Consider the following 22,280-nt stretch of genomic DNA (forward strand, 5'->3'; position numbering starts at 1 on the left):
TTACCGGCCGAGCGTGTGACTGTAGCCCGCCGAAACGATCGGCACAGCCGCACCAGTTGCGTCAAGAACCTGAACACCCTCGCCTGCCTCGACCCAACCAATCCGCGACAGCCGCAGCGCCTGATCTCTTTCCGCAGCCGCAATGGCTTCGCGTTGCTCACGCGGCGCCGTGAACAGCACGACGTAGTCGTCGCCGCCGGTGATCAGCTTGCGGAAATCGCCGCCGGTGAAAGCCCAACGTTGCGCCGGGATCGAGAACGGAATGTCGTTGGCCGAGATCCTAATCGCGACGCCTGACGCCGCCGCCATCTTGGCTGCATCCGTTACCAGCCCGTCCGACACATCCATCGAAGCATTGGCAAAGCGCGCAACGATGTCCGCGCATTCGAGCCTAACGAACGGCGAGAGATACGCCGATTGAAGCCACGCGGCTTCAGCGTCGAACTTGTGGCCCGGCAAAGTCAGATAATCCGGCATCGCGTCGGCGAGCGCACGCGACTCCGCCTGTGCCAGCTCCTCATCGCGATCACGCCGCAAATCGTCGAACGCCATGGCCCCGCTGCGCAGTTGCAAGCCAAGCCACGCCGAGCCAATTTCACCGCCCACCAGCCAAACATCATCGCCAACCTTGGCGTCCGCCCGCGCAGGCGTACGCGCGCCAAGCGGTTCGCCGAACGCGGTGATCGACACCATCAGCGGCCCCGGAGTCGACGTCGTGTCGCCGCCAATCAGCGCGACTCCGAAATGCTTGAGGTCCCGGCCCAGCGCTTCAGCGAAGACGGCGATCTGATCCGACGGACGATCTTTTGGCCAAACCAGCGTCAGTAGCGCGGCGGTCGGCTTGGCGCCCTTTGCCACCAGGTCCGAAATGTTCACCCGCAACGCCTTCATCGCGATCGTTTCGATCGGATCGTCGGCGAGGAAATGTACGCCTTCGACGATGGCGTCTGTGGTCACAACAAGCGCGCCGCGCGCCTCCAGCACCGCCACATCATCGGCGAGCGCGCGGGCGCCGGCGTGCGTCGCCAGCGGCGCGAACAGATCGCGAATAATTTGGAACTCGTTGGCGGCCATTTGGCTCGCGCTTATGCGCCTTGTTCGCCCGAACGCAAGTCACGCGCGGCAGCATCTAATGCCGCATTGATAAAGCCCGGCTCCGGCCCTTCGAAGAACGACTTCGCGATATCCACGTATTCGTTGATCACCACGGCCGTCGGCGTGTCGCGCTGCTGCTCCAGCTCGGCGGCGCCGGCGCGAAGAATGGCGCGCGCCACGGCGTCGAGGCGATCCAGCCGCCAGCCTTTACTGAGATGACGCGCGATGGCGCGGTCCAAGGTAGCCTGTCGCTCTACGGCCTTCTCGATCAAGACTTTGAAGAGTTCGAGATCGCCTTCGCTCTCGGTGTAGGTCGCCTCAGTCTCGCGCGGCAATTTGCCAGCGACAAAGTCTGCGATCACATCGGCGGTCGAAGCGCCGGAGACCTCCATCTGATACAGCGCCTGCACCGCGCCCAAGCGAGCAGCGCGCCGCGATGCAATCTCCGCCTGGTTCATCGCGGCAGCTCAGCGAAATGCCGCTTTAGCGCAATCATCGCCAACGCCGCACGCGCGCTCTCGCCGCCCTTGTCGCCACGCCCCGGGTCGGCGCGCTCTTCGGCCTGCGCCAGCGTGTTCACAGTGAGAATGCCGTAGCCGATCGCGAGCCCTTCGCGCACCGTTAGATCCATCAATCCGCGCGCGTTTTCACCGCAGACGTAATCGTAATGGCTGGTCTCACCACGCACGACGCAGCCGAGCGCGAGATAGCCGTCCCAGCTTTCCGTTTTGGCCGCCAACGCAATCGCCGCCGGAATCTCAAATGCACCCGGCACGAACACGCGATCTAGCGTCGCTTTCGCGTCTTCCGCCGCCGCTTCCGCGCCGCGCTGCATCATGTCGGCGACGCCATTGTAGTAGGGAGAAATCACCATCAGCAGCCGCGCGCCAGGCACGCTGGCGACCGGGAATTTTTCAACGTCGGTTTTCACGACTTGAATCCGCGCCAACCGTCGATCGACAGCCCATAGCCTTCCAGCCCCACCAGCTTCTGCGGCGCGCCCGCCAGCACCGTCATACGCCCGACCCCTAGTTCGCGCAGGATCTGCGACCCCAAGCCGATCACGCGGCGCATGTCATCTTCCTCGAACTCTAGCGGCTCACCCGACAAACGACGCGACAACGCATCCGGCACCAAGTCGCGCAACAGCACCACAACGCCTGCGCCTTCCGCTTCGATCTCTGCCACCGCGCGCTCGACCAACCCAGCGCGCGCGCCATAGCCGCCCATCACGTCAGCAGCGAAATCAATGCGATGCACGCGAACGAGCGACGACTTATCCGCCCCGATCTCGCCCTTCACCAGAGCAGCGTGCTCAACGCCATCCAGCTTGTTGCGAAACACGACGAGCTTGAAGTCCTTGCCGCCGCGCACCTCAAACGGCGCCTCGGCAACCTTCTCAACCAAGCGCTCTTGCACGCGGCGGTACGCGATCAGTTCATCGATCGCGCCAATCTTCAGATTATGGAACTGCGCGAACGCGACCAGCTCAGGCAGCCGCGCCATGGTCCCGTCGTCGTTCATAATCTCGCAGATCACCGCCGACGGGTTCAGCCCCGCCGCACGAGAAATATCGACGCTCGCTTCCGTATGCCCAGCGCGAACCAAAGTGCCGCCCTCACGCGCCGTCAGCGGAAACACGTGGCCAGGCGAAACGATATCGCGACGGTCCTTCGTTGGATCGATCGCGGTTGCGATGGTTAGCGCACGATCGTGCGCGGAGATGCCGGTGGACACGCCCTCACGCGCCTCGATCGATACCGTGAAGGCCGTACCCATCCGCGTCTGATTGCGCGGCGTCATCGGATCGAGCCCCAGCGTCTCCGCCCGCTCCGGCGTCAGCGCCAGGCAGATCAGGCCACGCCCGTGCTTGGCCATAAAGTTCACTTGCGCCGGCGTCGCGAACTGCGCGGGGATGACGAGATCGCCTTCGTTCTCGCGATCCTCTTCGTCGATCAGGATGAACATGCGCCCCTCGCGCGCTTCCTCGATAATCTCGGGGACCGACGAGATCGCGCGCTTGAACTCAGAAATGGCAGACGGCTTGGCCGTCATGTGTTTCTCCGCGCTTCGATGATACGCGCCGCATAGCGCGCCATCATGTCCGCTTCCAGGTTCACCTTATCGCCCGCTTTGAGCTTCGACAAAGTCGTAACGCTCCAGGTATGCGGAATGATCAGCACGCCGAAGCCCCGATCATCGACTTCGTTCACCGTCAGCGACACGCCAGCAATCGCAATCGAGCCCTTGGACGCGATGAGTGGCGAAATCTCATGAGGCGGCTTGATCTGAATCCGCCAGCCCTCGCCGTCTTGGCTGATCGAGAGCACTTCGCCTAAACCGTCGACGTGCCCCAGCACCATGTGCCCGCCCAATTCGTCGCCGACGCGAAGCGAGCGCTCCAGATTCACCTTGTCGCCTTCGGCAAGCGAACCCAGCGTGGTCAGCGCCAAACTCTCCGCCGCCACTTCCACGACGTGCCTCATGCCGCCTTGCTGCCCGCTCGTCTCCACCACCGTGAGACAGCAACCATCGTGCGAAATGCTAGCGCCGATCTCCACGCCCGCGGGATCGTACGAACTCGCAATTGTGAGGCGCACGAGACCAGGCAAGCGCTCGACCGCCTTCACCTCTCCAAGCGCGCTGACAATCCCAGTGAACATGAATCTCTCTTACGAGGCCCGCTCGTAGCTTTCCCACACATCGGGGCCAAGCTCGCGCAATGCAACGCGGGTGAGGCGTGGCGCATCCGCAAGCCTGTCCAGCGCCAATGCCGCGACGGCAGGGCGGCCTTCCTCGCCCAGCACCATCGGCGCCCGGAACCACTCAAGCCGATCCACCAGCCCGCCCTGGATCAAACTAGCGGCCAACTTGCCGCCACCCTCGACCAGCACCCGCTGCACGCCGTCAGCCGCGAGCTGCAACAGCGCCTCAGACGCATCCACGCCGCCAGCACCGCGCGGCACCACCGCGACACGCGCGCCAGCCGATTGCAGCCCAGCACGACGTTCGAACTCCGCATCCTCCGCACCGATCACCAGCAGCGGCGCTTGGGCGAGCGTCTCGAACAAGCGCCCCGCCGGCGGCAGATTGAGATTGCTGTCCAGCACCACGCGCAACGGTTGCTTCGCCGGCGGTGGATCGGTGCGCGCCAACAGCTCCGGATCGTCCGCCCAGGCCGTGCCGGCGCCGATCATCACCGCATCATGGTTCGCACGGAGCTTCTGCACTTCTGCGCGCGCCAGCTCGCCCGTGATCCAACGGCTCTCGCCCGACGCGGTCGCAATGCGCCCGTCGAGCGAAGTCGCAAGTTTCAAAGTGACGTAAGGGCGAACCATGCTCGCAATATGGACCGCCGGCGCCCTCGCCGGCCAGCGCCGAAGCATGCCGGCGAGGCGCCGGCGGTCCATATTACCCGCGCTTGGGCGACTTCTCGGCTTCTTCGATGAAGTCCGCGAAGTCCGACGCTTCGCTGAAATCACGATAGACCGACGCGTAGCGGACGTAGGCCACGGTATCGAGGTTGCGTAGCGCCTCCATCACCATGCCGCCGATCACCTCCGACGTGATCTCGCTCTCGCCCTGGCTCTCAAGCTTGCGAACAATACCGGATATCATCTGTTCGATCTGATCCTGCTCGATCGGGCGCTTCCGGAGCGCGATGGAGAGCGAGCGCGCCAGCTTGTCGCGATCGAACGGCACGCGCCGGCCCGAGCGCTTCAGCACCACCAGATCGCGCAATTGCACCCGCTCGAACGTCGTGAAACGCGAGCCGCACTTGTCGCATTGGCGCCGGCGCCGGATCGCGGCGCCGTCCTCAGTCGGACGGCTGTCCTTCACCTGGGTGTCTTCGTTCTGACAAAACGGGCAGCGCATTCGGCGGACTCCCGGCGGGCAGCCGAATCAGCGCCGCGCCGCCTCAAGTGTAGATGGGAAACCGCGCCGTGAGTTGTTCGACCTTGGCGGCAACTGCAGCTTCGACCGAGGAATTGTCCCCGTTCGTTCCCTGCAAGCCGTCCAAAACTTCACAGATCAGGTCCGCCACTTGGCGGAATTCCGCCGGGCCAAACCCGCGCGTCGTGCACGCGGGTGAGCCCAACCGGATGCCGCTCGTAACAAACGGCTTTTCCGGATCGAACGGGATGCCGTTCTTATTGGTGGTGATCGACGCGTTCTCCAGCGAATGCTCGGCCACCTTACCGGTGGCGCGCTTCGGCCGCAGATCGACCAGCATGACGTGGCTGTCGGTGCCGCCCGAGACGACCGCGAGGCCGTTCTCGATCAGCCGCGCCGCCAACGCGCGCGCGTTTTCGAGCGTGCGTTGGGCATAGAGCTTGAATTCCGGCTGCAGCGCTTCGCCGAAGCTCACGGCCTTCGCCGCAATGACATGCATCAGCGGCCCGCCCTGCAAGCCAGGGAAAACCGCTGAGTTGATGCGTTTGCCGATCTCTTCGTCGTTCGAGAGGATCATGCCGCCGCGCGGGCCCCGCAACGTTTTGTGGGTCGTCGTCGTGACCACGTGCGCATGCGGCAGAGGAGACGGATAGACGCCGCCCGCAATGAGCCCCGCATAGTGGGCCATATCCACCATCAGGATCGCGCCGATTTCATCGGCAATTTCGCGGAAGCGCTTGAAATCGATGTGCCGCGAATAGGCGCTCGCGCCCGCCAGGATCAGCTTCGGCTTCTCGCGATGCGCAATTTCGCGGACCTCATCCATGTCGATCAGATGATCGTCCGGCCGCACGCCGTACGCGACAGGATTGAACCACTTGCCCGAGATGTTCACCGGCGAGCCGTGCGTCAGGTGACCCCCGCACGCCAGATCCATGCCCAGGAACTTATCGCCCGGCTGCAGCAGCGCGAAGAACACAGCTTGGTTCGCGTTCGCGCCCGAGTGCGGCTGCACGTTGGCGAATTTGCAATCGAACAGACGCTTGGCCCGGTCGATGGCGAGGCGCTCGACTTCATCCACGAACTCGCAGCCACCATAATAGCGGCGGCCCGGATAGCCCTCCGCGTACTTGTTCGTAAGAACCGAGCCTTGCGCCTCCAACACCGCCTTCGAGACGATGTTCTCGGACGCAATCAGCTCGAGCTGGCGCTGTTGGCGCTGCAGCTCGGCGTCGATCGACGCCTTGACGTCATGATCCACGCGCTCGAGCGCCGCCTCGAAGAAACGGTCGCGTTCACCGGCGGAGCGTCCCGCGGCCTGCATCATGCCAGTTCTCACCATTCGTCTGGGTCCGCCGAGATTCGGCTCGCCCATCATAATTCTCCGCACCGATGTAAGCAAAGCGCGGGATTTCCCAAGGGTGAGGCGCGACTTCTGTAAATATCGCGAAGCTAAACGGGTTAGACCGATAGTAATACTTGCCAGAAATACCGCAAACCGCGTATAGCGGCGCTGAGGGCATTGTATTAGCTAGGAAATTCGCTTGGCTATACGAGATGAAGACGATCAGGATATCGCCGCAAGCGGCGATGCGCTGCGCATGACCGCAGATATCGTCGCCTCCTTTGTCAGCAACAACAAATGCTCTTCTGACGAACTGAGCGAGATCATCCGCTCAGTTCATAAGGCCGTTACAGGATTGTCGGTTTCGAACGGAGCGGCGCCCGCGGAAAGGCCCAAACCGGCCGCGCCAATCGGAAAATCCGTCCACAACGACTACATCATCTGTCTCGAAGACGGCAAAAGGCTGAAAATGCTGAAGCGCTATTTGCGTTCGACTTACGGCATGTCGCCGGATGACTACCGCAAGCGCTGGGGTCTGCCCGCCGATTATCCGATGGTCGCGCCCTCGTACGCCGCACGCCGCTCCGAGTTCGCCAAGAAGATCGGCCTCGGCAAGGGCGTGCGCCGCAAAGACTAGACGATCTTGCCCGGCCGCTCCGGCGGCGGTTCCTCGTCTTCCTGATCGTCTCTCAGGGCGCGCTCCAGCTTTCTGAGCGCGAGTGTTCGCACATCGACCAACGCCGCATGCGCAGGCGCTTGGATCACGACTTCAATACCTGTCGCGACATCCACTGCCGCAACGCGCTGCGCGTCGCCGATGCGCGTAATCTCGAAGATGACTTCGCGATCCTCGCCGCTCACCCGGCCACATGCACCGGGCACTTGGCCCACACGGTTTTGAACGCCTCGATCAGCCGATCCATCAGCTCATCGTCATGGAATGGCGACGGCGTGATGCGCAGCCGCTCGGTCCCGCGCGGCACCGTCGGGTAGTTGATCGGCTGCACGTAGATGCCGTGATCATTCAGCAGAATGTCGGAAATCTTCTTGCAGCGCGCCGCATCGCCCACCAGCACTGGCACGATATGCGTGGTGCTTTCGACCATCACCGGGATGCCAGCCTCGCGCAGCAGCGCCTTCAGCCGCTCCGAGCGCTCCAACAGACGATCGCGTAAATGCGGGCATTCCTTCACGATCCGTACGCTTTCCAGCGCCGCAGCCGCAATCGAAGGCGCAAGCGAAGTGGTGAAAATAAAGCCCGAGGCGGTCGAGCGAATAGCGTCAATCGCCACCGACGGCCCGGTGACGTAGCCGCCCATCGTGCCGAACGCCTTGGCCAGCGTGCCTTCGATGAAATCGACGCGGTGCATCACGCCATCACGCTCAGCAACGCCACCGCCGGTCGGCCCATACAAGCCAACGCCGTGCACTTCATCGAGATACGTCATCGCGCCATACGCTTCGGCGAGATCGCAGATCTGTTCGATCGGCGCCGTGTCGCCGTCCATCGAATAGACGCTCTCGAACGCAATTAGCTTGGGCGCATGCGCCGGCGCCTCGTTCATCAAAGCTTCCAGGTGCTGCACGTCGTTATGACGGAACACGCGACGCTCGCACTTGGCGCGCTTGATGCCCTCGATCATCGAGGCGTGGTTTTGCGCGTCCGAGAAAATCCAGAGGTCCGGAAACAGCTTCGCCAGCGTCGACAACGTCGCGTCGTTCGAGACATAGCCCGACGTGAACAGCAGCGCCGCTTCCTTGCCGTGCAGCGACGCTAACTCCAGCTCCAGATCGACGTGATAGCTCGTGGTGCCCGCGATGTTACGCGTGCCGCCGGCGCCAGCGCCGACTTGATCCAGCGCCGCATGCGCCGCGTCGAGTACTTCGGGGCTCTGGCCCTGGCCGAGATAGTCGTTCGAGCACCACACCACGATGTCGCGGTACGCGCCGTCCTCGCCGCGCAAGCGCGCATGGGGAAAACGCCCGCGTTCGCGCATGATATCGGCGAACACGCGATAGCGCCCTTCGTCGCGAATGCCCGCGACGGCGCTCTCGAAAACCTGAAGGTCCTGGTCTCTCATCCTATCTGCTAGTGTATAGGCACTCCGCGCCGCCGAAGTAACTGAGACGCGAGCGCGCAACTGAAAGAGAATTTGCGAACCATTCGCATGAATTACACCGGACGCTACCCCTCGAGCCGCCCACGCCGCCTTCGCCAAAGCGATTGGGTGCGCCGCCTCACGCGCGAGCATCGCTTGAGCGTGGACGATCTGATCTGGGCGATGGTCGTGCACGACGGCGCCGAAGACGAAATCCCTGTCGCCGCGATGCCTGGCGTTGCGCGCTATTCCGTTCGCGCCGCCGCCGAAGCCGCCAAGCGCGCCGCGAAGCTCGGCATTCCCGCCATCGCCGTCTTCCCGCACATCGACGCCGCGAAGAAAGATGCAACAGGGAAGGAAGCGCTCAACAAGAACGGTCTCATCTGCACAGCCGTGCGCGCCATGAAGGATGCCGCGCCTGATGTCGGCATCATGGTCGATGTTGCGCTCGATCCCTTCACCGATCACGGCCACGACGGCCTTCTGCGAGACGGCCGCATCGTCAACGACGACACGGTGAAGGTGCTGACCGAGCAGGCGCTCGTCCAAGTCGAAGCCGGCGCCGACATTGTCGCGCCGTCCGACATGATGGACGGCCGCGTCGGCGCCATCCGCACAGCACTCGACGCAGCCGGCAAACACGACACCCTGATCATGTCCTACGCCGCCAAATACGCGTCGGCGTTCTACGGCCCGTACCGCGAAGCCATCGGCTCAGGAAAGCTCGGCTCAGGCGCCGTCGCCAATCCCGGCGACAAGCGCACCTACCAAATGGATTTCGCCAACTCCGACGAAGCCATGCGCGAAGTCGCCATGGATGTCGCCGAAGGCGCCGATATGCTGCTGGTGAAACCGGGGATGCCATACTTGGACATCGTCGCGCGCGTGAAGCAGGAGTTCGGCCTGCCCACCTACGCGTTCCAAGTCAGCGGCGAATACGCCATGATCAAAGCCGCCGCGCAAAACGGCTGGATCGACGAAGACCGCGCGATCATCGAAAGCCTAACCGCCTTCAAACGCGCCGGCGCTGATGGCATCGTCACATACTTCGCGCCAAAAGCGGCGGAGATGTTGGGGTAAAACGCTCATGGGCGTTCTGTTCAAATCGGCCGTCGTCGCGGCGATCCTGGCGCTCTTGGCTTACGCCGCAATCGCCATGCCTTTGCCTTTCGTGAGCGCGTGGTGGAACTGCACCTTCACGTCGCAAGATCACTCGGCATTAAACGTGCGCCATCGCATCGCCGACGGGCTCGTGATCACTCGCTCGCTCGTTGGTGACAATCGCGAGGCTGTTGAGCGCTTGCTAGGCGCTCCACTTAAGCCGCCATACAACGGCCTGAGCACCCCATCCAGCGACATGGTCTACTATCTCGGACCCGAGCGGGGCTTTATCGGGATCGACTCCGAGTGGCTCATCGTTCGATTTGACGGCAGTCAGCGCGTCTCGCGGGTAATCGTTCGATCAGATTGATGATCACCCCTTAAAATGCGGCAGAACCGCTGCCAGCCGCGCACCCATTTCCGCGCCCAGCGCCTGCAACCCATTGAACGGCCGCACCATTACTTCGAAATCAACGATCTTCCCGTCCGCGTCGAACGCAATCAGATCGATGCCCTTCAAGCTCCGCTCACCAACACGCGCGCTGAACTCCAGCACCACGCTCAGCCCATCCTCGCTCACCAGCTCGCGGTGATACGCGAAGTCCTCAAACACATTCATCACCGTCGAAATGATCAGCGTCACCGCCTGCGCCGAATGATACGGCTTGAACGCCATCGGCGAGCGGAACGTCGCATCGGGATGCACGATAGCGCCGAGCGCCGACATATCTTGCCGCGCCACCATGTCATGCCAGCGCGTTAGCGATGCGGCGACGTTGGCGTTCAAGTTCGGCAATGTCATGAGCCGAGCCTAGCCGGAGCTCCGGCAAAATTCCAACGTCACGCGCCCTTGCAAACCGCCCCCGCGCGGGCCGGAGAGGCCGTATGTGGTGCTGGCGCCATCGCGCAGCGGCAACGTGACGTTTGGCGGGGCGGCGCCCAGCACGCTGGTCTGGCCACCTCCGTGACCGAAGCATTGAAACGTAATCGGATGATCGACCATCGATGTCTGGTAGAGCGTGATCTCCGCCATCTCGCCATCGGTGTGCAGATTGCCCGCGAGTGGCTCGGTGAATTCCGCGCCGCTGGTGACCGAACAGCCGCCGACCATGCGATAACGGCCGGTGGCCTGACCCACGCCGCGCATCAACATCTCGCCGTTCTCATACGCGGCGTAGTGGTTGAACGCGACTTCGCCCTCGGTCCGAAGCTCGTCACCGCCGCCCAGCTGTTCGCTGAACGTGACGCGCGCGTTCGAGCGCTCCAACAAGCGCACCAAGGCATGACGCAGCACCTGGATCTGCGCGCCATACGCTTCCACTTCCTCCGCCGCGCGATCGGCGCCGTGCATGGCATGATACGGCCGATAGCCGATGGCGCGGCAGAACGCGTGATGGCGCTCCTCATGCGCGCGGAGCGCTTCGCCAATGTCCGCACACCGCGACGCCCGCGCGGCTTGCTCAAGCCGCTGCATGCTTTCGGCGCTCAGCGCACACAATTCGTCGGCGCCGTGCCGATCCCAGTTCTGTTCATCGATCGCCTCGCCGCGCGCGCCATAGTCGAATTCGCCGGTGCGCGACCCATCCGTCTGCTCCAAGCCTTGGCGCGCCGGGCCGTTGGCGAATTGCTGTAGCGCGATGCGCGCGCTTTCCGGCCCCATCCGCCGCAACTCCGCGATCTGCGCCTGAAACGCCCGCTGCAGCCGTTGCGCATTGCGTAGTTCAGCCTGCAGCTCGCCGATGTCCTCGCACGAGCACGCGCGCGATCCGTCATTCTGCGCGCCGGCAACAGGCATCAGCGCCACGGTCGCCACTACGGCGACCAAAACAACAATAACCGTCAGCTTGGGATTACGCGCAAGCATGGCCGCTCCTTCGTCAGACGAAGCCGCAGCCTGCACCCTAGCTCTGTTGTGGTTTCGCGCTAGCCCTAGGCCGCGCGCTGCATCGATGCTTTGCCCACCGCCTGGCGCACGCCTTCCGCGATCTCTTCGCGGCGCGGCGCCTGATCGGCGCCCAACGACACCAGCTTCACCACGCCGTTGACGCACACTTCGAGCGCAGCGCGCACGGCCTCCGGCCGCAAGCCCTTGGCCGAAGTGAGCTGCAGCGCAAACGCGGCGCACGCCCGCATCAGCGGCCCGTCGCCCGCATTCACGGCGTAGGCTTGAACTTGGCGCAGCGCTAGTTCGCACGGCTCAAGCTTCGAGGAATCCACCGCGTAGGCAGCCGCTGCACCCACCAGATTGTCCAACGCCAGCTTCAGCGTGTTCTGCGCCGCGGCGGTATCAGCGGTATCGTCCGCCTGGCGGCGCTTGCGCGGCGCGCCGGCCGTCACGATGCCAGCGCGACGGCACGGGCCGACATAGCCTGTTTCGGTATCGATGAACTCGCGCGGCTGGGTCAGCACTTTCTTGATCGTCGCGAGCAGCACCTTGCCGGACAGAGGCTTGCCGATCAGCGCGTTGCAACCGGCATGGCGGCAGTCCTCGGCCATGTTGCGCGAGAACGCGCCTGACGTGATGAAAATCGCGGCCTTGCGGCCCGGCAGTTTCTTGTTGCGGCGGTACACCTTGGTCCACGCCGCGCCATCCATCGGCGCCATCTCGTACGAGGCGATCACGACGTTGGCGTTATAGACCTCGAGCAGATCGAGCGCATCGACCTGACTTGCGACCACACGCACCTTATCGACGCCCGCATTGCGCAGCAGATCGAGGATGATCTGGCCTTCGAACTTGTTGGGTTCGATGACACACACGGTCCAGCTCTTGACGTCCATAATGCCCGCGCTCCGCCCCACACGAAGACGTGACACTACAGCGACGGCCTTAAAATACGTTGAAAACCATGCGTAACGTTAGCTACGCCGCAACTATGACTTAGCGCGCTCCAAGCGCGCGATCAGGCTCGACGTGTCCCAACGCTTGCCGCCCATTGCCTGCACGTCCGCATAATACGCATCGATCAACTTGGTTAGCTCAAGCTTAGCGCCATTGAGCTCCGCTTCATCGAGCACGAGCCCCAGATCCTTGCGCATCCAGTCGACCGCGAAGCCAAAGTCGAACTTGCCATCGCGCATCGTCTTCCAGCGGTTCTCCATCTGCCAGCTTTGCGCCGCGCCCTTCGAGATTGCCGCGATGACTTTCTCAACGTCGAGGTCAGCGCGCTTGGCAAAGTGAAGCCCCTCCGCCAAGCCCTGCAGCACGCCGGCGATACAGATTTGGTTCACCATCTTCGCCAACTGCCCCGAGCCTGCCGGACCGATGAGTGTCATGTTCGCCGCGTAGGCGGCCATGATCGGCTGCGCTTCAGCGAACACACTCGTCTCGCCGCCAGCCATCACCGTGAGTTTGCCCGCTTCCGCGCCAGCTTGCCCACCAGACACAGGCGCATCCAGAAAGCCCAGCCCCATCGCTTCGGCCTTCTCCGCCAACTCGCGCGCGATCGCGGCCGAGGCCGTGGTGTGATCGACGAAGATCGCTCCCTTGCGCATCTTCGACGACGCCGCTTCGAACACCTCGCGCAGATCGCGGTCAGTGCCGACGCACGAGAACACAATGTCGGCGCCATCTGCCGCGTTGGCCACGGAGCTATACGTCCGCCCCTTGTGCCTCTGCGCCCAGTCACGGGCCTTATCCTCGCTGCGATTGTAGACCGCTACATCATGACCGGCCGCGGCGAGATGGCCCGCCATCGGCCCGCCCATCACTCCCAACCCAATGAACGCGATCTTCGCCATGCCTAGCTCCCGGAATTCTGTCTCGGTTCGTCGATGCGGCTATAGAGGCCGCGAAAAAACGTAAGCGCGGCGCCGGGCTTCACCCGGAAATCCAGCACCTCGCCAATGATCATGAGATGGTCACCAGCGGTGCGCTTGTCATGGGTGCGACATGCAATGTGCGCGATGCCCGAGCGCAGCACCGCAGCGCCCGCGAACAGCTCCGCTTCCTCCGGCGCCACGGCCTCAGTCTCGGCGCGCGCGAAACGGCGCGCTACGGCTTCGTCGTCGGCGCCCAGAACCGTCACGCCCCACAGGTCAGCGCCCGCGAAAAAGTCGTAGCGCGCCGACTGGTCGCCCACGCACCACAACAGCAGCCGCGGCTGCAGCGACACCGAGGTCAGCGAGTTGACGGTGATCCCCGCCATGCGGCCGTCGGCGCCCGCCGCCGACACCACCGTCACGCCGGTGGCGAAGGCGCTCATGGCGCGCCTGTAGCCCTGTTCGGGTCCGTCCTCCGTCACGTCTGCTTCAATCTCCGAATGTTCAACACGATCTTAACGCTGTTCGGCGAGGGTCGCGCCACTCTCCGCCAGAACGGACGGACTATGACTGCTGCGACCAATCAACGCCCTATCATTATTAAAAAGATCAAAAAGGTCGTCGGCGGTGGTCACCACGGCGGCGCCTGGAAGGTCGCCTACGCCGACTTCGTGACCGCCATGATGGCGTTCTTCCTGCTGATGTGGCTCATCAACACCACCAGCCCTGAGCAGCGCAGGGGTATTGCCGAGTTCTTCGCGCCGGCCAGCGTCAGCCGCGTCTCCTCCGGCGCCGGCGGGCTGCTGGAGGGCACCAGCTTCGCCGAGAGCGGCGTCCGCCACGGCCATTCCGCGCCGGTCGCCGCCGCATCAGAACCGCAATACACCTCGAACGCTGAGAACACCGAAGACACGCAGTCCGCCAACGAAACCGGCGGTCAGCAATCGCCCAACGAAGACAGCCTCTCTCGCGCCCGCACGATGCGCGAGACCGCCGAGTTCGCCCGCGCCGAGATCGCGATCCGTCAGGCCATGCAGGACATGCCGGACATCGCCGAACTCTCGCGCAACGTCATCATCGAACAGACGCCCGAAGGCCTGCGCATTCAGATCGTCGATCAGGAAGGTCGCTCGATGTTCAATTCGGGCGACGCCGCCCCCAACGATCGCGCGCGCCGCCTGATCATCGCCATCTCCGCCGTCATCGCCCAGCTGCCGAACCGGCTGACCATTTCCGGACATACAGACGGCTCGCAGCCTGGCGGCCGTTACAACTCAAACTTCGAACTTTCAGCCGCACGCGCCAACGAAGCGCGCCGCATTCTCATGGCTCAAGGCATCCCGTCAGACCGCATTTACGAAGTCGCCGGCCGGGCCGACAGCGAACCATTGTTCGCGGACGATCCAACCGTCCCCGGCAACCGCCGCATCGCCATCACGCTCTTACGCGAAGCGCCGCCGCTGCCAGCCGATCACGACCTTTAGCCGCTGAGGCGCCCAAGAGGCCTCCGACGGCATGGCTATCCATCCTGTAATAAACTACCATCGCCACAGCGTGATGGGTGGCCAGGGGATGCGCCCATGTTGAACGAGCAACCGCTCGTGCCGCCGAGATCGGTGGTCTCCGCAGTGGGGTCATTCGAAATGCCAAGTGCGGCCGCGGCGCCGGCGGAGATGCTTGAGTCCGCCCCTGCGCCGGAAAAGCTGAACGCCCGGCCTAAATACCCCGCGCGTGAGCGCGACACGACGCTGCGCACCGAGCTCGTCGACTTCAAATCGACCTCGCCAGTGGCGGGCCACACCGCGAAACCTGCGAGCGCCGCCGAGGAGCGCACGATCGATGTCTCGTTCGATTTGGCCTTTGTGTCCGACTATCGCCGCGCCGGTGTCAGCCGTTCAGACGGCAATGCCGCAGTCCAAGGCGCTGTTGATCTGGAGTTCGGCGATGGCTGGAGCGCGGGCGTATCGAGTTCAACCACCGACAGCAAGCACGCGAACTTCGAGATCGCTTTCTACGGCGCCAAAGAGTTCGATTTCGGCGACACCGAACTCACGATCGGCGCCTTGGCGATCGTCGATGTCGATCGTCAACGCCTCGATTTCGGCGTTGCGCAAGCAAGCATCGCGCACCCGATCGGGCCATTCGATGTGACGCTCGCCGTGAACTACGCGTGGGAGCAATCCCACTTGGACGACCAGGACAATCTCTACGTCGCGGTGCGCGGCAAGAGCTTGATCGGGCGCGCGTTCGGCGCGCCGCTCACGCTCGGCGTCAGCGCGGGCCGCATGGAGGGCCGCATGGCCATGGCCGATGTGCGGCTCGATTGGTCCGCCAGCCTGACCGCGGACGTGGACGGCACTGACATCGCCTTGTCCTATGTCAACAACGATCTCGACGGGGAACGCGGCGAGGCGGCGTGGATTGTCTCCATCGCGCGAACCTTTTGAAAGGATTTGACGCCATGCTCGCCGCGTACCGCAGCTTGGAGCGTTCAATCGTGAAAGCGATGGCTCTTACCGCAATAGCCGCCGCGATCACGCTGTTCAGTGGCGGCAGCGCTGAAGCGCGCATATTCGAACCGCAACCGAATTGGTGGAACTCAGGCCGTACCTGCGCCGCTTCACGCGAGCCAGCCGGGCGCCGCTGGAATGCGCTCCCGGCGCGATCGTGTCGAAGCGCCGAGCCCGACGCCGAAATCGCAACCGCGATACGCGACTCCCGAAAAGCCAAGGCCCGATCCGATCGCGGCGCCGACGTCGCTTAAACGCCGGCGCCTAGATCAAATCACCAAACCCGAACGCGCGCGTCCGGCGCGAGGTAGAGCGTCGCGTTCGGCTGCACGTTGAACGCTTCGTACCAGCCATCGAGATTGCGCACCGTGAGCGCGCGGTATTGGCCCGGCGCGTGTCCGTCCGTCATCACTTGCTGGCGCAGCGCTTCTTCGCGTGTCTTGCTCGCCCAGGCTTGTGCGAAAGCGATGAAGAAGCGCTGGTCGCCGGTCAGCCCATCGATTACCGGCGCTTCACGGCCGCCGAGCGATGCGTGGTAGGCGTCGAACGCCGCCTGCAAACCGGCGACGTCGGCGATGTTTTCACCGAGCGTGATTTCGCCGTTGATGTGCAAGCCCGGGAACGGCTCGTAGGCGCTGTACTGGCGCGCCAGCGCATCGCCCTGCGCGCGGAACGCGGCCAGATCGGCCTCGGTCCACCAATTGCGCAGCATGCCGGTGGAGTCGAACGAAGCGCCGCTATCGTCGAAGCTGTGGCTGACTTCGTGGCCGATCACGGCGCCGATGGCGCCGTAATTGAAGGCCGCGTCGGCGCTGGCGTTGAAGAACGGCGCTTGCAGGATCGCGGCCGGGAAGTTCATCGCGTTCTGCACCGGCAGGTTCACCGCGTTGACGGTCTGCGGCGTCATCCACCATTCGGCGCGATCCAGCGGACGGCCGATCTTCGCCAGCTGATGGCGATACTCCAGCAACTCGGCGTTGACGACGTTGGCGTAGGCGTTGTCGGCCGACACTTCGAGCGTCGAATAATCGCGCCAGCTGTCGGGATAGCCGACGCCCACCACCAGCGTCTCCACCTTGCGCAGCGCTTCCGCCTGCGTGGTGTCGGCCATCCAGTCGAGACCACGAATGCGCTCGGCAAACGCCGTCTTGATGTTTTCGACCATTGTCCGCACCTCGTCGCGCGCGGAGGCCGGGAAATAGCGTTGGGCATAGGCTTGGCCGACAGCGTCGCCGAGAAAGCCGTTCACCGCGTCGAGCGCGCGCTTGGCGCGTTCACGCTGCTGCGGCGTGCCCGAGAGCGTGGTGCCGTAGAACGCGAATGAGGCGGCATCGAGCTGCGTCGGCAGCACGTCGGTGTAGGCATTGATGTGATGGAACGTCAGCCAATCCTTCCAAGCCTGAATCGGCTGCGAGCCAACCAGCGCCGCAAGGCGCGGGATGGAACCGTCATGATACGCCGCGAAGCGCTGCTGGTTGCCCAGCTGAGCGGCCGTCAGGAACGCGTTCCAGTCGATGCCCGGCGCGCGCTGTTCGAGTTCAGCACGGGTCCACACCGCGCCGCGCGACGGGAAATCGCCGGTCTCGGCGCGCGTCATATGTGCGCGCGCGATCGCCACTTCGAGATTGTAGATGCGCTGCGCCTTGGCGGCGGCGTCTGAAACGCCCGCCAGGGTCAACAATTGTTCGATGTAGGCGCGATAGGCCGTGCGAATCTCGGCCATCTCCGGATCGTTCGAGAGATAATACTCGCGCTCCGGCAGGCTCAAGCCGCCTTGCATCAGGTACGGCATGACTTCCGGCGCACCCAGCGCTTGCGTCACGAACACGCCAAACAGGTTTGAGGTGTTATAGTCGGTCGCGTTGAAGGCATCGACATCGGCGCGAACGGTCGAGCCCAGCACGCGCGAAAGATCGGCGCGCGTGGTGATCGCATTGATGCGCTGCAGCTCGGCTTGAACCGGCGCCATCCCCGCCGCGTCGATCGCCGCGGTGTTGGCGTAAGCATTGTAGAAGTTGGCGATGCGCGCTTCGTTGGTGCCCGCCGCTGGATTCGAACTGACGATGCCCTGCACCAGCTCAGTGGTCTGCCGCTCCGTCTCAAGGAAGGCGATGTAGAAGCCGCCGATGCTAGCGCGATCAGCTGGGATTTCCGTCGTGCGCTGCCAATTGCCGTTGGCGTAGCCGTAGAAGTCGTTGCCAGGCTGGACGGTCGTGTCCATCGCCTCGAGATTGATGCCCACGTCGCGCGCGCGCTGGCCGCAAGCGGCGACCGTGCATGCCAATCCGGCGCTCAAAACGAGAGCGGAGAGAAAGCGTCCCATTGTCGTTCCCCGTAAAACAGCTGTGCCGAGCCCATAGAGCGCTCAGCCCGCGCTTGGAAGCGTCACGCGACGACACGTAGGGCGAACCGCATGAACGGCGAGGATTGGGGGATAGATCAGGAGTCTATCCATGCCTTCGCGACGCTAAGCCGTTGATCTTGTGCGATACACCGAAAATCGATCCGACCGGCTTCAGCACAGCTGCATACTGGCCTCAACTCTCGCACGGGAGGTTCAAAGGCTAGCCGAGCCCCACGAACGCGAGAGCGGTGATCGAGCGTGAGCCCTGAGTTTCAGGGAGTAGCCAGCGGGGCCTGAAACCGCTGGGGTCCGGGCAAGGCACGCCCGCGCGTCCGAGCCTCCGGCTCCGGAGTGAAAAGCTCCTCAACCGGTGGGCCTGAGCAGAACGATCACGGCGGGACGCGTAAAGCGTCGCCCCTTTTTCACTGGCCACCCCGACGCGGCCTACGCGTCCCGCCGCTCCCTTGCTGGCCTTGACTTCCTTCCCATACCCGCATACCTTTATTACACAAGGTAGCTTTATGCCGAACGCAGACGAACAATTCGCCGGCCTCCGAAAGGGCCTCTTGGAATTCGCGATCCTGACCATCGTGTCGGGCCGCACCGTCTACGTTGGCGATATCCTGGCCGCGCTCGCCCCGACCCCGTTCGCGACCCAGGAAGGCACGCTCTACCCACTCCTCTCCAAGCTCCGGCGCGAAGAGCAAGTTGACTACCAATGGGTCGAGAGCGGCCAGGGTCCGCCGCGGAAATACTACTCGCTGACCGACAAAGGCGCCGCGCGCCTCGACGAACTCGCCGCCTATTGGCGCCACCTCACCGCAACCTTGGAAGGCTTGGGACGATAAGATGGAACGCGTCGTCACGATCAATCTCAACGGCAACCCGTACCAGCTCGAAGAGCCGGCCTACGATGCGCTGCGCGCCTACCTCGATCGCGCCCGCGCCGCCCTCGCCGCGGATCCGGATCAGTCCGAGGTCATCCGCGATCTCGAGCAGGCCATCGCCGACAAATGCGGCGGCTACCTCTCGACGAGCAAGAGCGTCGTCAACGCCAGCGAGATGACGCGCATCCTAGAAGAGATGGGTCCAGTCGAAGGCGAGAGCACGGATGCGCCGCGCGCCGAAAGCGCTGTGCCGCCAGGCTACGGCCCCACCAAGCGACTCTATCGCATCAAGGACGGCGCCTGGATCGCGGGGATCTGCTCGGGCCTCGCCGCCTACTTCGACATCGATGTCGCCATCATCCGTCTGCTCGCGGTGTTCGTCGGCCTCTTCACCGGCGGCTGGGCGTTCCTGCTCTACATCATCGCGATGTTCATCGTGCCCTCGGCCAACACCAGCGAAGAATGGGCCGCCGCGCACGGCGTCCCGTTCAACGCGCAAGAGGTGATCGACCGCGCCAAGCGCGAGTACGCAAAGTTCACCGACGAGAGCGGACCAAAGTGGCGCGCAGAAATGCGCCGCCAACGCCGCGAATGGCGCGAGCGCATGAAGAACCGCCCGTTCTTCCGCATGCAGGCGGGCTTTGACCGAAGTGGAGGCGCGTCCGATCACGGCGCGGGCCCTAGCATGCCGCCGGCACAGCCGGCGGGTTATGTCACGCGCGTGTTCGCGGGCCTCATGGCCTTCATCTTCAGCATCATCGGCGCAGCGCTGCTGATCGCGTTCCTGGTGACGATCTTCACGCTGCTCGGCACCGGCGGCTTCATGGGCTGGACCCCGCCGCTCGACATCCCGTTCTGGCTCGTCATGGTGATCGTCTGCATCGCGTTCGCAGCAATCTCGGCGCCCATCGGCGCCCTCCGCCGCGCCTCCTACGCCACCGTCAGTGGGCGTGCGCAAGGCGGCGGGGGTGCGGACGCTCTCATCACGCTCGCCATCGTCGCGTTCGTCGGTTGGTTCGCTTGGCTCTACGTGCCCGAAGCGCGCGACCTGATGGAGACAAGCTACGTCATGATCCGCGACTTCGCCGATCACTGGAATACGGACTGGTTCTGGAACTGAGGTTCCGACAAGGCTCCATAGCCTAGGGCGCGGCGGCTCCAACCCGTCGCGCCCAATTTTTTACCTGGGACCGGGACGCGTCTCGACGCGAGCGCCGCCTACTGAACGGCGATCAAGTTCAGGCGCACTGCGAGCCGGATAATGCAGCACAAGCACGTCACCTTCCCACGCCATGTCGCTACCGCCATCGATCGCGAGGAAGTCGGAAGTAACGCGAGCACCGGCAGGCTTGCCGTCCAACGCCGGCAGTCCCGGAAACCAGCGATCCTGCACCAAGACCTCGTTGCTAAAAGCGTTCATGCCACAATCAATGCTGAGCCAGCGAGCTACATAGCGGCCGCTGGGCGACACGTTCTCGCTGATGATGTCGTAGCTACAGCCACTGAAACGTAAGAGTGCGAAGGCGACGAGAAGGACCAGACCAATCGCCACTGCCGCCAACGCGATCAGCAGCGTTCGCATGTTCATCCCCACGGCCCCTTGCGATACTGCGGCCGTGCAGAGGGCGCGGTCGGAGCAATCGGTGGCGCAGCGGCAGGCGCGTTAACGCGACCGCCCGCGTACTTCATCAGCACTTCGATGCGCTTCTCAATCGGCGGATGCGTCGCGAAAATGCTGGCGAAATCGGAATGCGGATTCTCGATGAACATCTCGCGCACTTCCGACGGCGCATTGACCGCCGCGTTGCCGGAAATCTTCTGCAGCGCCGAGATCATGGCGTCTGGATTCTTAGTCAGCTCAACGGCGCCGGCGTCGGCCAAATACTCTCGCCGCCGCGACAGCGCGAAGCGAATGACAATCGCCAGCGCATAAGCAATGGCAATGATGGCGATGGCAACAACAATGGCTACGATCGCACCGCCGCCGCCGCGATCCGACGATGATGAAGAGCGCCGCGACGAGCCGCCGCCGTAGGCGCCAAAACGCAACCCACGAAACGCCAACTCGCCGACGAACGAGAAAATGCCAACAAAGATCACCGCGATAATGAGCAGCCGAACATCGGCATTTCGGATGTGCGTCAATTCGTGCGCCAGCACCGCTTCCAGCTCTTCGTCCGTCAGCGTGTTCATCAGCCCACGCGTCACCGTGACGGAGTAATTGCCCTTGTGCAGCCCAGTGGCGAACGCGTTCAGCCCATCCGTCTCAATGATCCGCAGCGAAGGCATGGTGATGCCGCGCGAGATGCAAAGGTTCTCAAGCAGATTGTAGAGCTTCGGCTCCACCTTCCGCTCAACCGGCTTCGCGCCCGTCGCCGCATCGATGATGTTCTGGTAGAACGCGTATGCAATCCCGAACCACAGGATCGCGCCCGCAATTGCGAACGGCCAAGATTGCGCCAGTGCTTGTCCAGCCCAGATGAAATAGCCGGCAGTCCCGCCCGATCCCGCCGTTGCACCGGACAGGCCCGCGAACCCCAAAAACAGCGCATAGATCAGCAGCAACAGCAAAACAGGAAAACCGAGCATCAAGAGCACGGTCTTCCCGTTGTTGTTCCAGATGTGCGTCTGCAGGCCGTAAGCTTCGCCCACGGGCGTTGGCCCTTAGCTGAACTTGACCTGAGGCGGCGCCGCATCCATCGACGCGCGGCTCTCTTCGCCGACGTCGAAGAACTCACGCGGACCGAAGCCGAACATGCCGGCGAAGATCACCGCCGGGAATTGCTCGCGCGCGGTGTTGTACTCGCCGACAGCGTTGTTGAAGAAGCGGCGCGCCGCGGCGAGCTTGTTCTCGATGTCCGAGAGCTCGGCTTGCAGTTGCTGGAAGTTCGCGTTGGCCTTGAGGTCCGGATAAGCCTCGCTCAGCGCGATCAGCCGGCCCAGTGCTTGGCCGAGAATGCCTTCCGCCTGGCCCATCGCCTTCGGATCGCCGGTGCGCTCAGCGCTGACGGCGGCGTTGCGCGCCTGGATCACCGCTTCGAGCGTGCCGGCTTCGTGCGCGGCGTAGCCCTTCACAGTCTCGACCAGGTTCGGGATCAGATCGTGCCGCTGCTTCAGTTGCACATCGACGTCGGCGAAGGCTTGGTTGCAGTTCTGCCGCAACGCGACGAGGCGGTTGTAGATGCCGATCAGCAGCACCGCCAAAACGACGATGACGATCAGGACAATAATCAAAGTCATGGA

At 63.6% G+C, this 22,280-nt stretch carries 27 protein-coding genes; 8 read left to right on the plus strand and 19 right to left on the minus strand.

Features of this window, described 5'->3' with window-relative positions; translation table 11 throughout:
* The 8 genes from thiL to glyA all read right to left on the minus strand — a co-directional run bounded on the left by thiL (nucleotide 1) and on the right by glyA (nucleotide 6,316).
* A complete protein-coding gene (gene thiL / locus DSM104635_RS10555) occupies nucleotides 1–1,074 on the minus strand; it encodes a thiamine-phosphate kinase (protein WP_158766161.1) in 1,074 nt (357 codons plus the stop codon).
* Between the two features lie 11 nt (nucleotides 1,075–1,085).
* Nucleotides 1,086–1,553, minus strand: a complete 468-nt coding sequence (gene nusB / locus DSM104635_RS10560) for a transcription antitermination factor NusB (RefSeq protein WP_158766162.1) — start codon at nucleotides 1,551–1,553, stop codon at nucleotides 1,086–1,088.
* Entirely contained in the window at nucleotides 1,550–2,026 is a 477-nt protein-coding gene (gene ribH, locus DSM104635_RS10565) for a 6,7-dimethyl-8-ribityllumazine synthase (protein WP_228445652.1), read from the minus strand. The genes nusB and ribH overlap by 4 nt, the downstream gene beginning before the upstream one ends.
* Nucleotides 2,023–3,150 (minus strand): 3,4-dihydroxy-2-butanone-4-phosphate synthase, encoded by a 1,128-nt coding sequence (gene ribB, locus DSM104635_RS10570; protein ID WP_158766163.1) that lies wholly within the window; start codon nucleotides 3,148–3,150, stop codon nucleotides 2,023–2,025. The genes ribH and ribB overlap by 4 nt, the downstream gene beginning before the upstream one ends.
* Complete coding sequence (locus DSM104635_RS10575) at nucleotides 3,147–3,758, minus strand: riboflavin synthase (protein ID WP_158766164.1); 612 nt, start codon at nucleotides 3,756–3,758, stop codon at nucleotides 3,147–3,149. The genes ribB and DSM104635_RS10575 overlap by 4 nt, the downstream gene beginning before the upstream one ends.
* A 9-nt stretch (nucleotides 3,759–3,767) precedes the next feature.
* Nucleotides 3,768–4,433: a bifunctional diaminohydroxyphosphoribosylaminopyrimidine deaminase/5-amino-6-(5-phosphoribosylamino)uracil reductase RibD gene (gene ribD / locus DSM104635_RS10580; RefSeq protein WP_158766165.1), complete on the minus strand. Its 666-nt coding sequence runs from the start codon at nucleotides 4,431–4,433 to the stop codon at nucleotides 3,768–3,770.
* A gap of 73 nt (nucleotides 4,434–4,506) precedes the next feature.
* Nucleotides 4,507–4,971, minus strand: coding sequence for a transcriptional regulator NrdR (gene nrdR, locus DSM104635_RS10585; RefSeq protein ID WP_158766166.1), 465 nt, complete (start codon nucleotides 4,969–4,971; stop codon nucleotides 4,507–4,509).
* A 43-nt stretch (nucleotides 4,972–5,014) separates the two neighbouring features.
* Complete coding sequence (glyA, locus tag DSM104635_RS10590; RefSeq protein WP_323368303.1) at nucleotides 5,015–6,316, minus strand: serine hydroxymethyltransferase; 1,302 nt, start codon at nucleotides 6,314–6,316, stop codon at nucleotides 5,015–5,017.
* A gap of 217 nt (nucleotides 6,317–6,533) precedes the next feature.
* On the opposite strand from glyA, the gene DSM104635_RS10595 reads away from it, so the two are divergent.
* Nucleotides 6,534–6,971 (plus strand): Ros/MucR family transcriptional regulator, encoded by a 438-nt coding sequence (locus tag DSM104635_RS10595; protein ID WP_407703483.1) that lies wholly within the window; start codon nucleotides 6,534–6,536, stop codon nucleotides 6,969–6,971.
* Here DSM104635_RS10595 and DSM104635_RS10600 read toward each other — a convergent pair.
* Nucleotides 6,968–7,195, minus strand: coding sequence for a DUF6898 family protein (locus DSM104635_RS10600; protein ID WP_187448145.1), 228 nt, complete (start codon nucleotides 7,193–7,195; stop codon nucleotides 6,968–6,970). The two genes, DSM104635_RS10595 and DSM104635_RS10600, sit on opposite strands and share 4 nt — an antisense overlap.
* On the minus strand, nucleotides 7,192–8,415 hold the full coding sequence (hemA, locus tag DSM104635_RS10605; RefSeq protein WP_158766167.1) for a 5-aminolevulinate synthase: 1,224 nt from the start codon (nucleotides 8,413–8,415) through the stop codon (nucleotides 7,192–7,194). Before hemA ends, DSM104635_RS10600 begins: the two co-directional genes overlap by 4 nt.
* Nucleotides 8,416–8,502: 87 nt before the next feature.
* Here hemA and hemB point away from each other — a divergent pair, with 87 nt between their 5' ends.
* Together hemB and DSM104635_RS10615 are read left to right on the plus strand one after the other, a co-directional pair.
* Complete coding sequence (gene hemB, locus DSM104635_RS10610) at nucleotides 8,503–9,513, plus strand: porphobilinogen synthase (protein ID WP_158766168.1); 1,011 nt, start codon at nucleotides 8,503–8,505, stop codon at nucleotides 9,511–9,513.
* Nucleotides 9,514–9,520: 7 nt separating this feature from the next.
* Nucleotides 9,521–9,904, plus strand: coding sequence for a hypothetical protein (locus DSM104635_RS10615; protein ID WP_158766169.1), 384 nt, complete (start codon nucleotides 9,521–9,523; stop codon nucleotides 9,902–9,904).
* Between the two features lie 3 nt (nucleotides 9,905–9,907).
* Here the strand turns inward: DSM104635_RS10615 and DSM104635_RS10620 are convergent, their stop codons facing one another.
* The 5 genes from DSM104635_RS10620 to DSM104635_RS10640 form a co-directional block, all read right to left on the minus strand.
* A complete protein-coding gene (locus tag DSM104635_RS10620; RefSeq protein ID WP_158766170.1) occupies nucleotides 9,908–10,336 on the minus strand; it encodes a nuclear transport factor 2 family protein in 429 nt (142 codons plus the stop codon).
* 9 nt (nucleotides 10,337–10,345) lie between these two features.
* Nucleotides 10,346–11,398, minus strand: coding sequence for a hypothetical protein (locus tag DSM104635_RS10625; RefSeq protein WP_158766171.1), 1,053 nt, complete (start codon nucleotides 11,396–11,398; stop codon nucleotides 10,346–10,348).
* 65 nt (nucleotides 11,399–11,463) lie between these two features.
* Entirely contained in the window at nucleotides 11,464–12,315 is an 852-nt protein-coding gene (locus DSM104635_RS10630) for a response regulator (protein ID WP_158766172.1), read from the minus strand.
* Nucleotides 12,316–12,408: 93 nt separating this feature from the next.
* The gene (locus tag DSM104635_RS10635; protein WP_158766173.1) at nucleotides 12,409–13,275 is read right to left on the minus strand and encodes an NAD(P)-dependent oxidoreductase; all 867 of its coding nucleotides are present in this window, start codon (nucleotides 13,273–13,275) and stop codon (nucleotides 12,409–12,411) included.
* Between the two features lie 2 nt (nucleotides 13,276–13,277).
* Nucleotides 13,278–13,778, minus strand: a complete 501-nt coding sequence (locus tag DSM104635_RS10640; protein ID WP_158766174.1) for a flavin reductase family protein — start codon at nucleotides 13,776–13,778, stop codon at nucleotides 13,278–13,280.
* An 84-nt stretch (nucleotides 13,779–13,862) separates the two neighbouring features.
* Between DSM104635_RS10640 and DSM104635_RS10645 the strand changes: the two genes are divergently transcribed.
* The 3 genes from DSM104635_RS10645 (at nucleotide 13,863) to DSM104635_RS10655 (ending at nucleotide 16,060) form a co-directional block, all read left to right on the plus strand.
* Nucleotides 13,863–14,780 carry a flagellar motor protein MotB gene (locus DSM104635_RS10645; RefSeq protein ID WP_158766175.1) on the plus strand — a complete coding sequence of 306 codons (918 nt, stop codon included), beginning with the start codon at nucleotides 13,863–13,865 and terminating at the stop codon, nucleotides 14,778–14,780.
* Nucleotides 14,781–14,876: 96 nt separating this feature from the next.
* Nucleotides 14,877–15,743: a TorF family putative porin gene (locus tag DSM104635_RS10650; protein WP_158766176.1), complete on the plus strand. Its 867-nt coding sequence runs from the start codon at nucleotides 14,877–14,879 to the stop codon at nucleotides 15,741–15,743.
* A gap of 14 nt (nucleotides 15,744–15,757) precedes the next feature.
* The gene (locus tag DSM104635_RS10655; RefSeq protein WP_158766177.1) at nucleotides 15,758–16,060 is read left to right on the plus strand and encodes a hypothetical protein; all 303 of its coding nucleotides are present in this window, start codon (nucleotides 15,758–15,760) and stop codon (nucleotides 16,058–16,060) included.
* A gap of 20 nt (nucleotides 16,061–16,080) precedes the next feature.
* Here the strand turns inward: DSM104635_RS10655 and DSM104635_RS10660 are convergent, their stop codons facing one another.
* Nucleotides 16,081–18,129: a M13 family metallopeptidase gene (locus tag DSM104635_RS10660; RefSeq protein ID WP_158766178.1), complete on the minus strand. Its 2,049-nt coding sequence runs from the start codon at nucleotides 18,127–18,129 to the stop codon at nucleotides 16,081–16,083.
* Nucleotides 18,130–18,671: 542 nt separating this feature from the next.
* Here DSM104635_RS10660 and DSM104635_RS10665 point away from each other — a divergent pair.
* On the plus strand, nucleotides 18,672–18,998 hold the full coding sequence (locus DSM104635_RS10665) for a PadR family transcriptional regulator (protein ID WP_158766179.1): 327 nt from the start codon (nucleotides 18,672–18,674) through the stop codon (nucleotides 18,996–18,998).
* A 1-nt stretch (nucleotide 18,999) separates the two neighbouring features.
* Complete coding sequence (locus DSM104635_RS10670; protein ID WP_158766180.1) at nucleotides 19,000–20,157, plus strand: PspC domain-containing protein; 1,158 nt, start codon at nucleotides 19,000–19,002, stop codon at nucleotides 20,155–20,157.
* A 60-nt stretch (nucleotides 20,158–20,217) separates the two neighbouring features.
* On the opposite strand, the gene DSM104635_RS10675 is transcribed toward DSM104635_RS10670, so the two are convergent.
* The 3 genes from DSM104635_RS10675 to DSM104635_RS10685 are packed head-to-tail and all read right to left on the minus strand — an operon-like array spanning nucleotide 20,218 to nucleotide 22,277.
* Entirely contained in the window at nucleotides 20,218–20,619 is a 402-nt protein-coding gene (locus DSM104635_RS10675; protein WP_158766181.1) for a hypothetical protein, read from the minus strand.
* Between the two features lie 2 nt (nucleotides 20,620–20,621).
* On the minus strand, nucleotides 20,622–21,689 hold the full coding sequence (locus DSM104635_RS10680) for a M48 family metallopeptidase (RefSeq protein ID WP_228445653.1): 1,068 nt from the start codon (nucleotides 21,687–21,689) through the stop codon (nucleotides 20,622–20,624).
* 12 nt (nucleotides 21,690–21,701) lie between these two features.
* Complete coding sequence (locus DSM104635_RS10685; protein WP_158766182.1) at nucleotides 21,702–22,277, minus strand: LemA family protein; 576 nt, start codon at nucleotides 22,275–22,277, stop codon at nucleotides 21,702–21,704.
* Between the last annotated feature and the right edge of the window lie 3 nt (nucleotides 22,278–22,280).

This window comes from Terricaulis silvestris, from assembly GCF_009792355.1.
Classification (GTDB): Bacteria; Pseudomonadota; Alphaproteobacteria; order Caulobacterales; family Aquidulcibacteraceae; genus Vitreimonas; species Vitreimonas silvestris.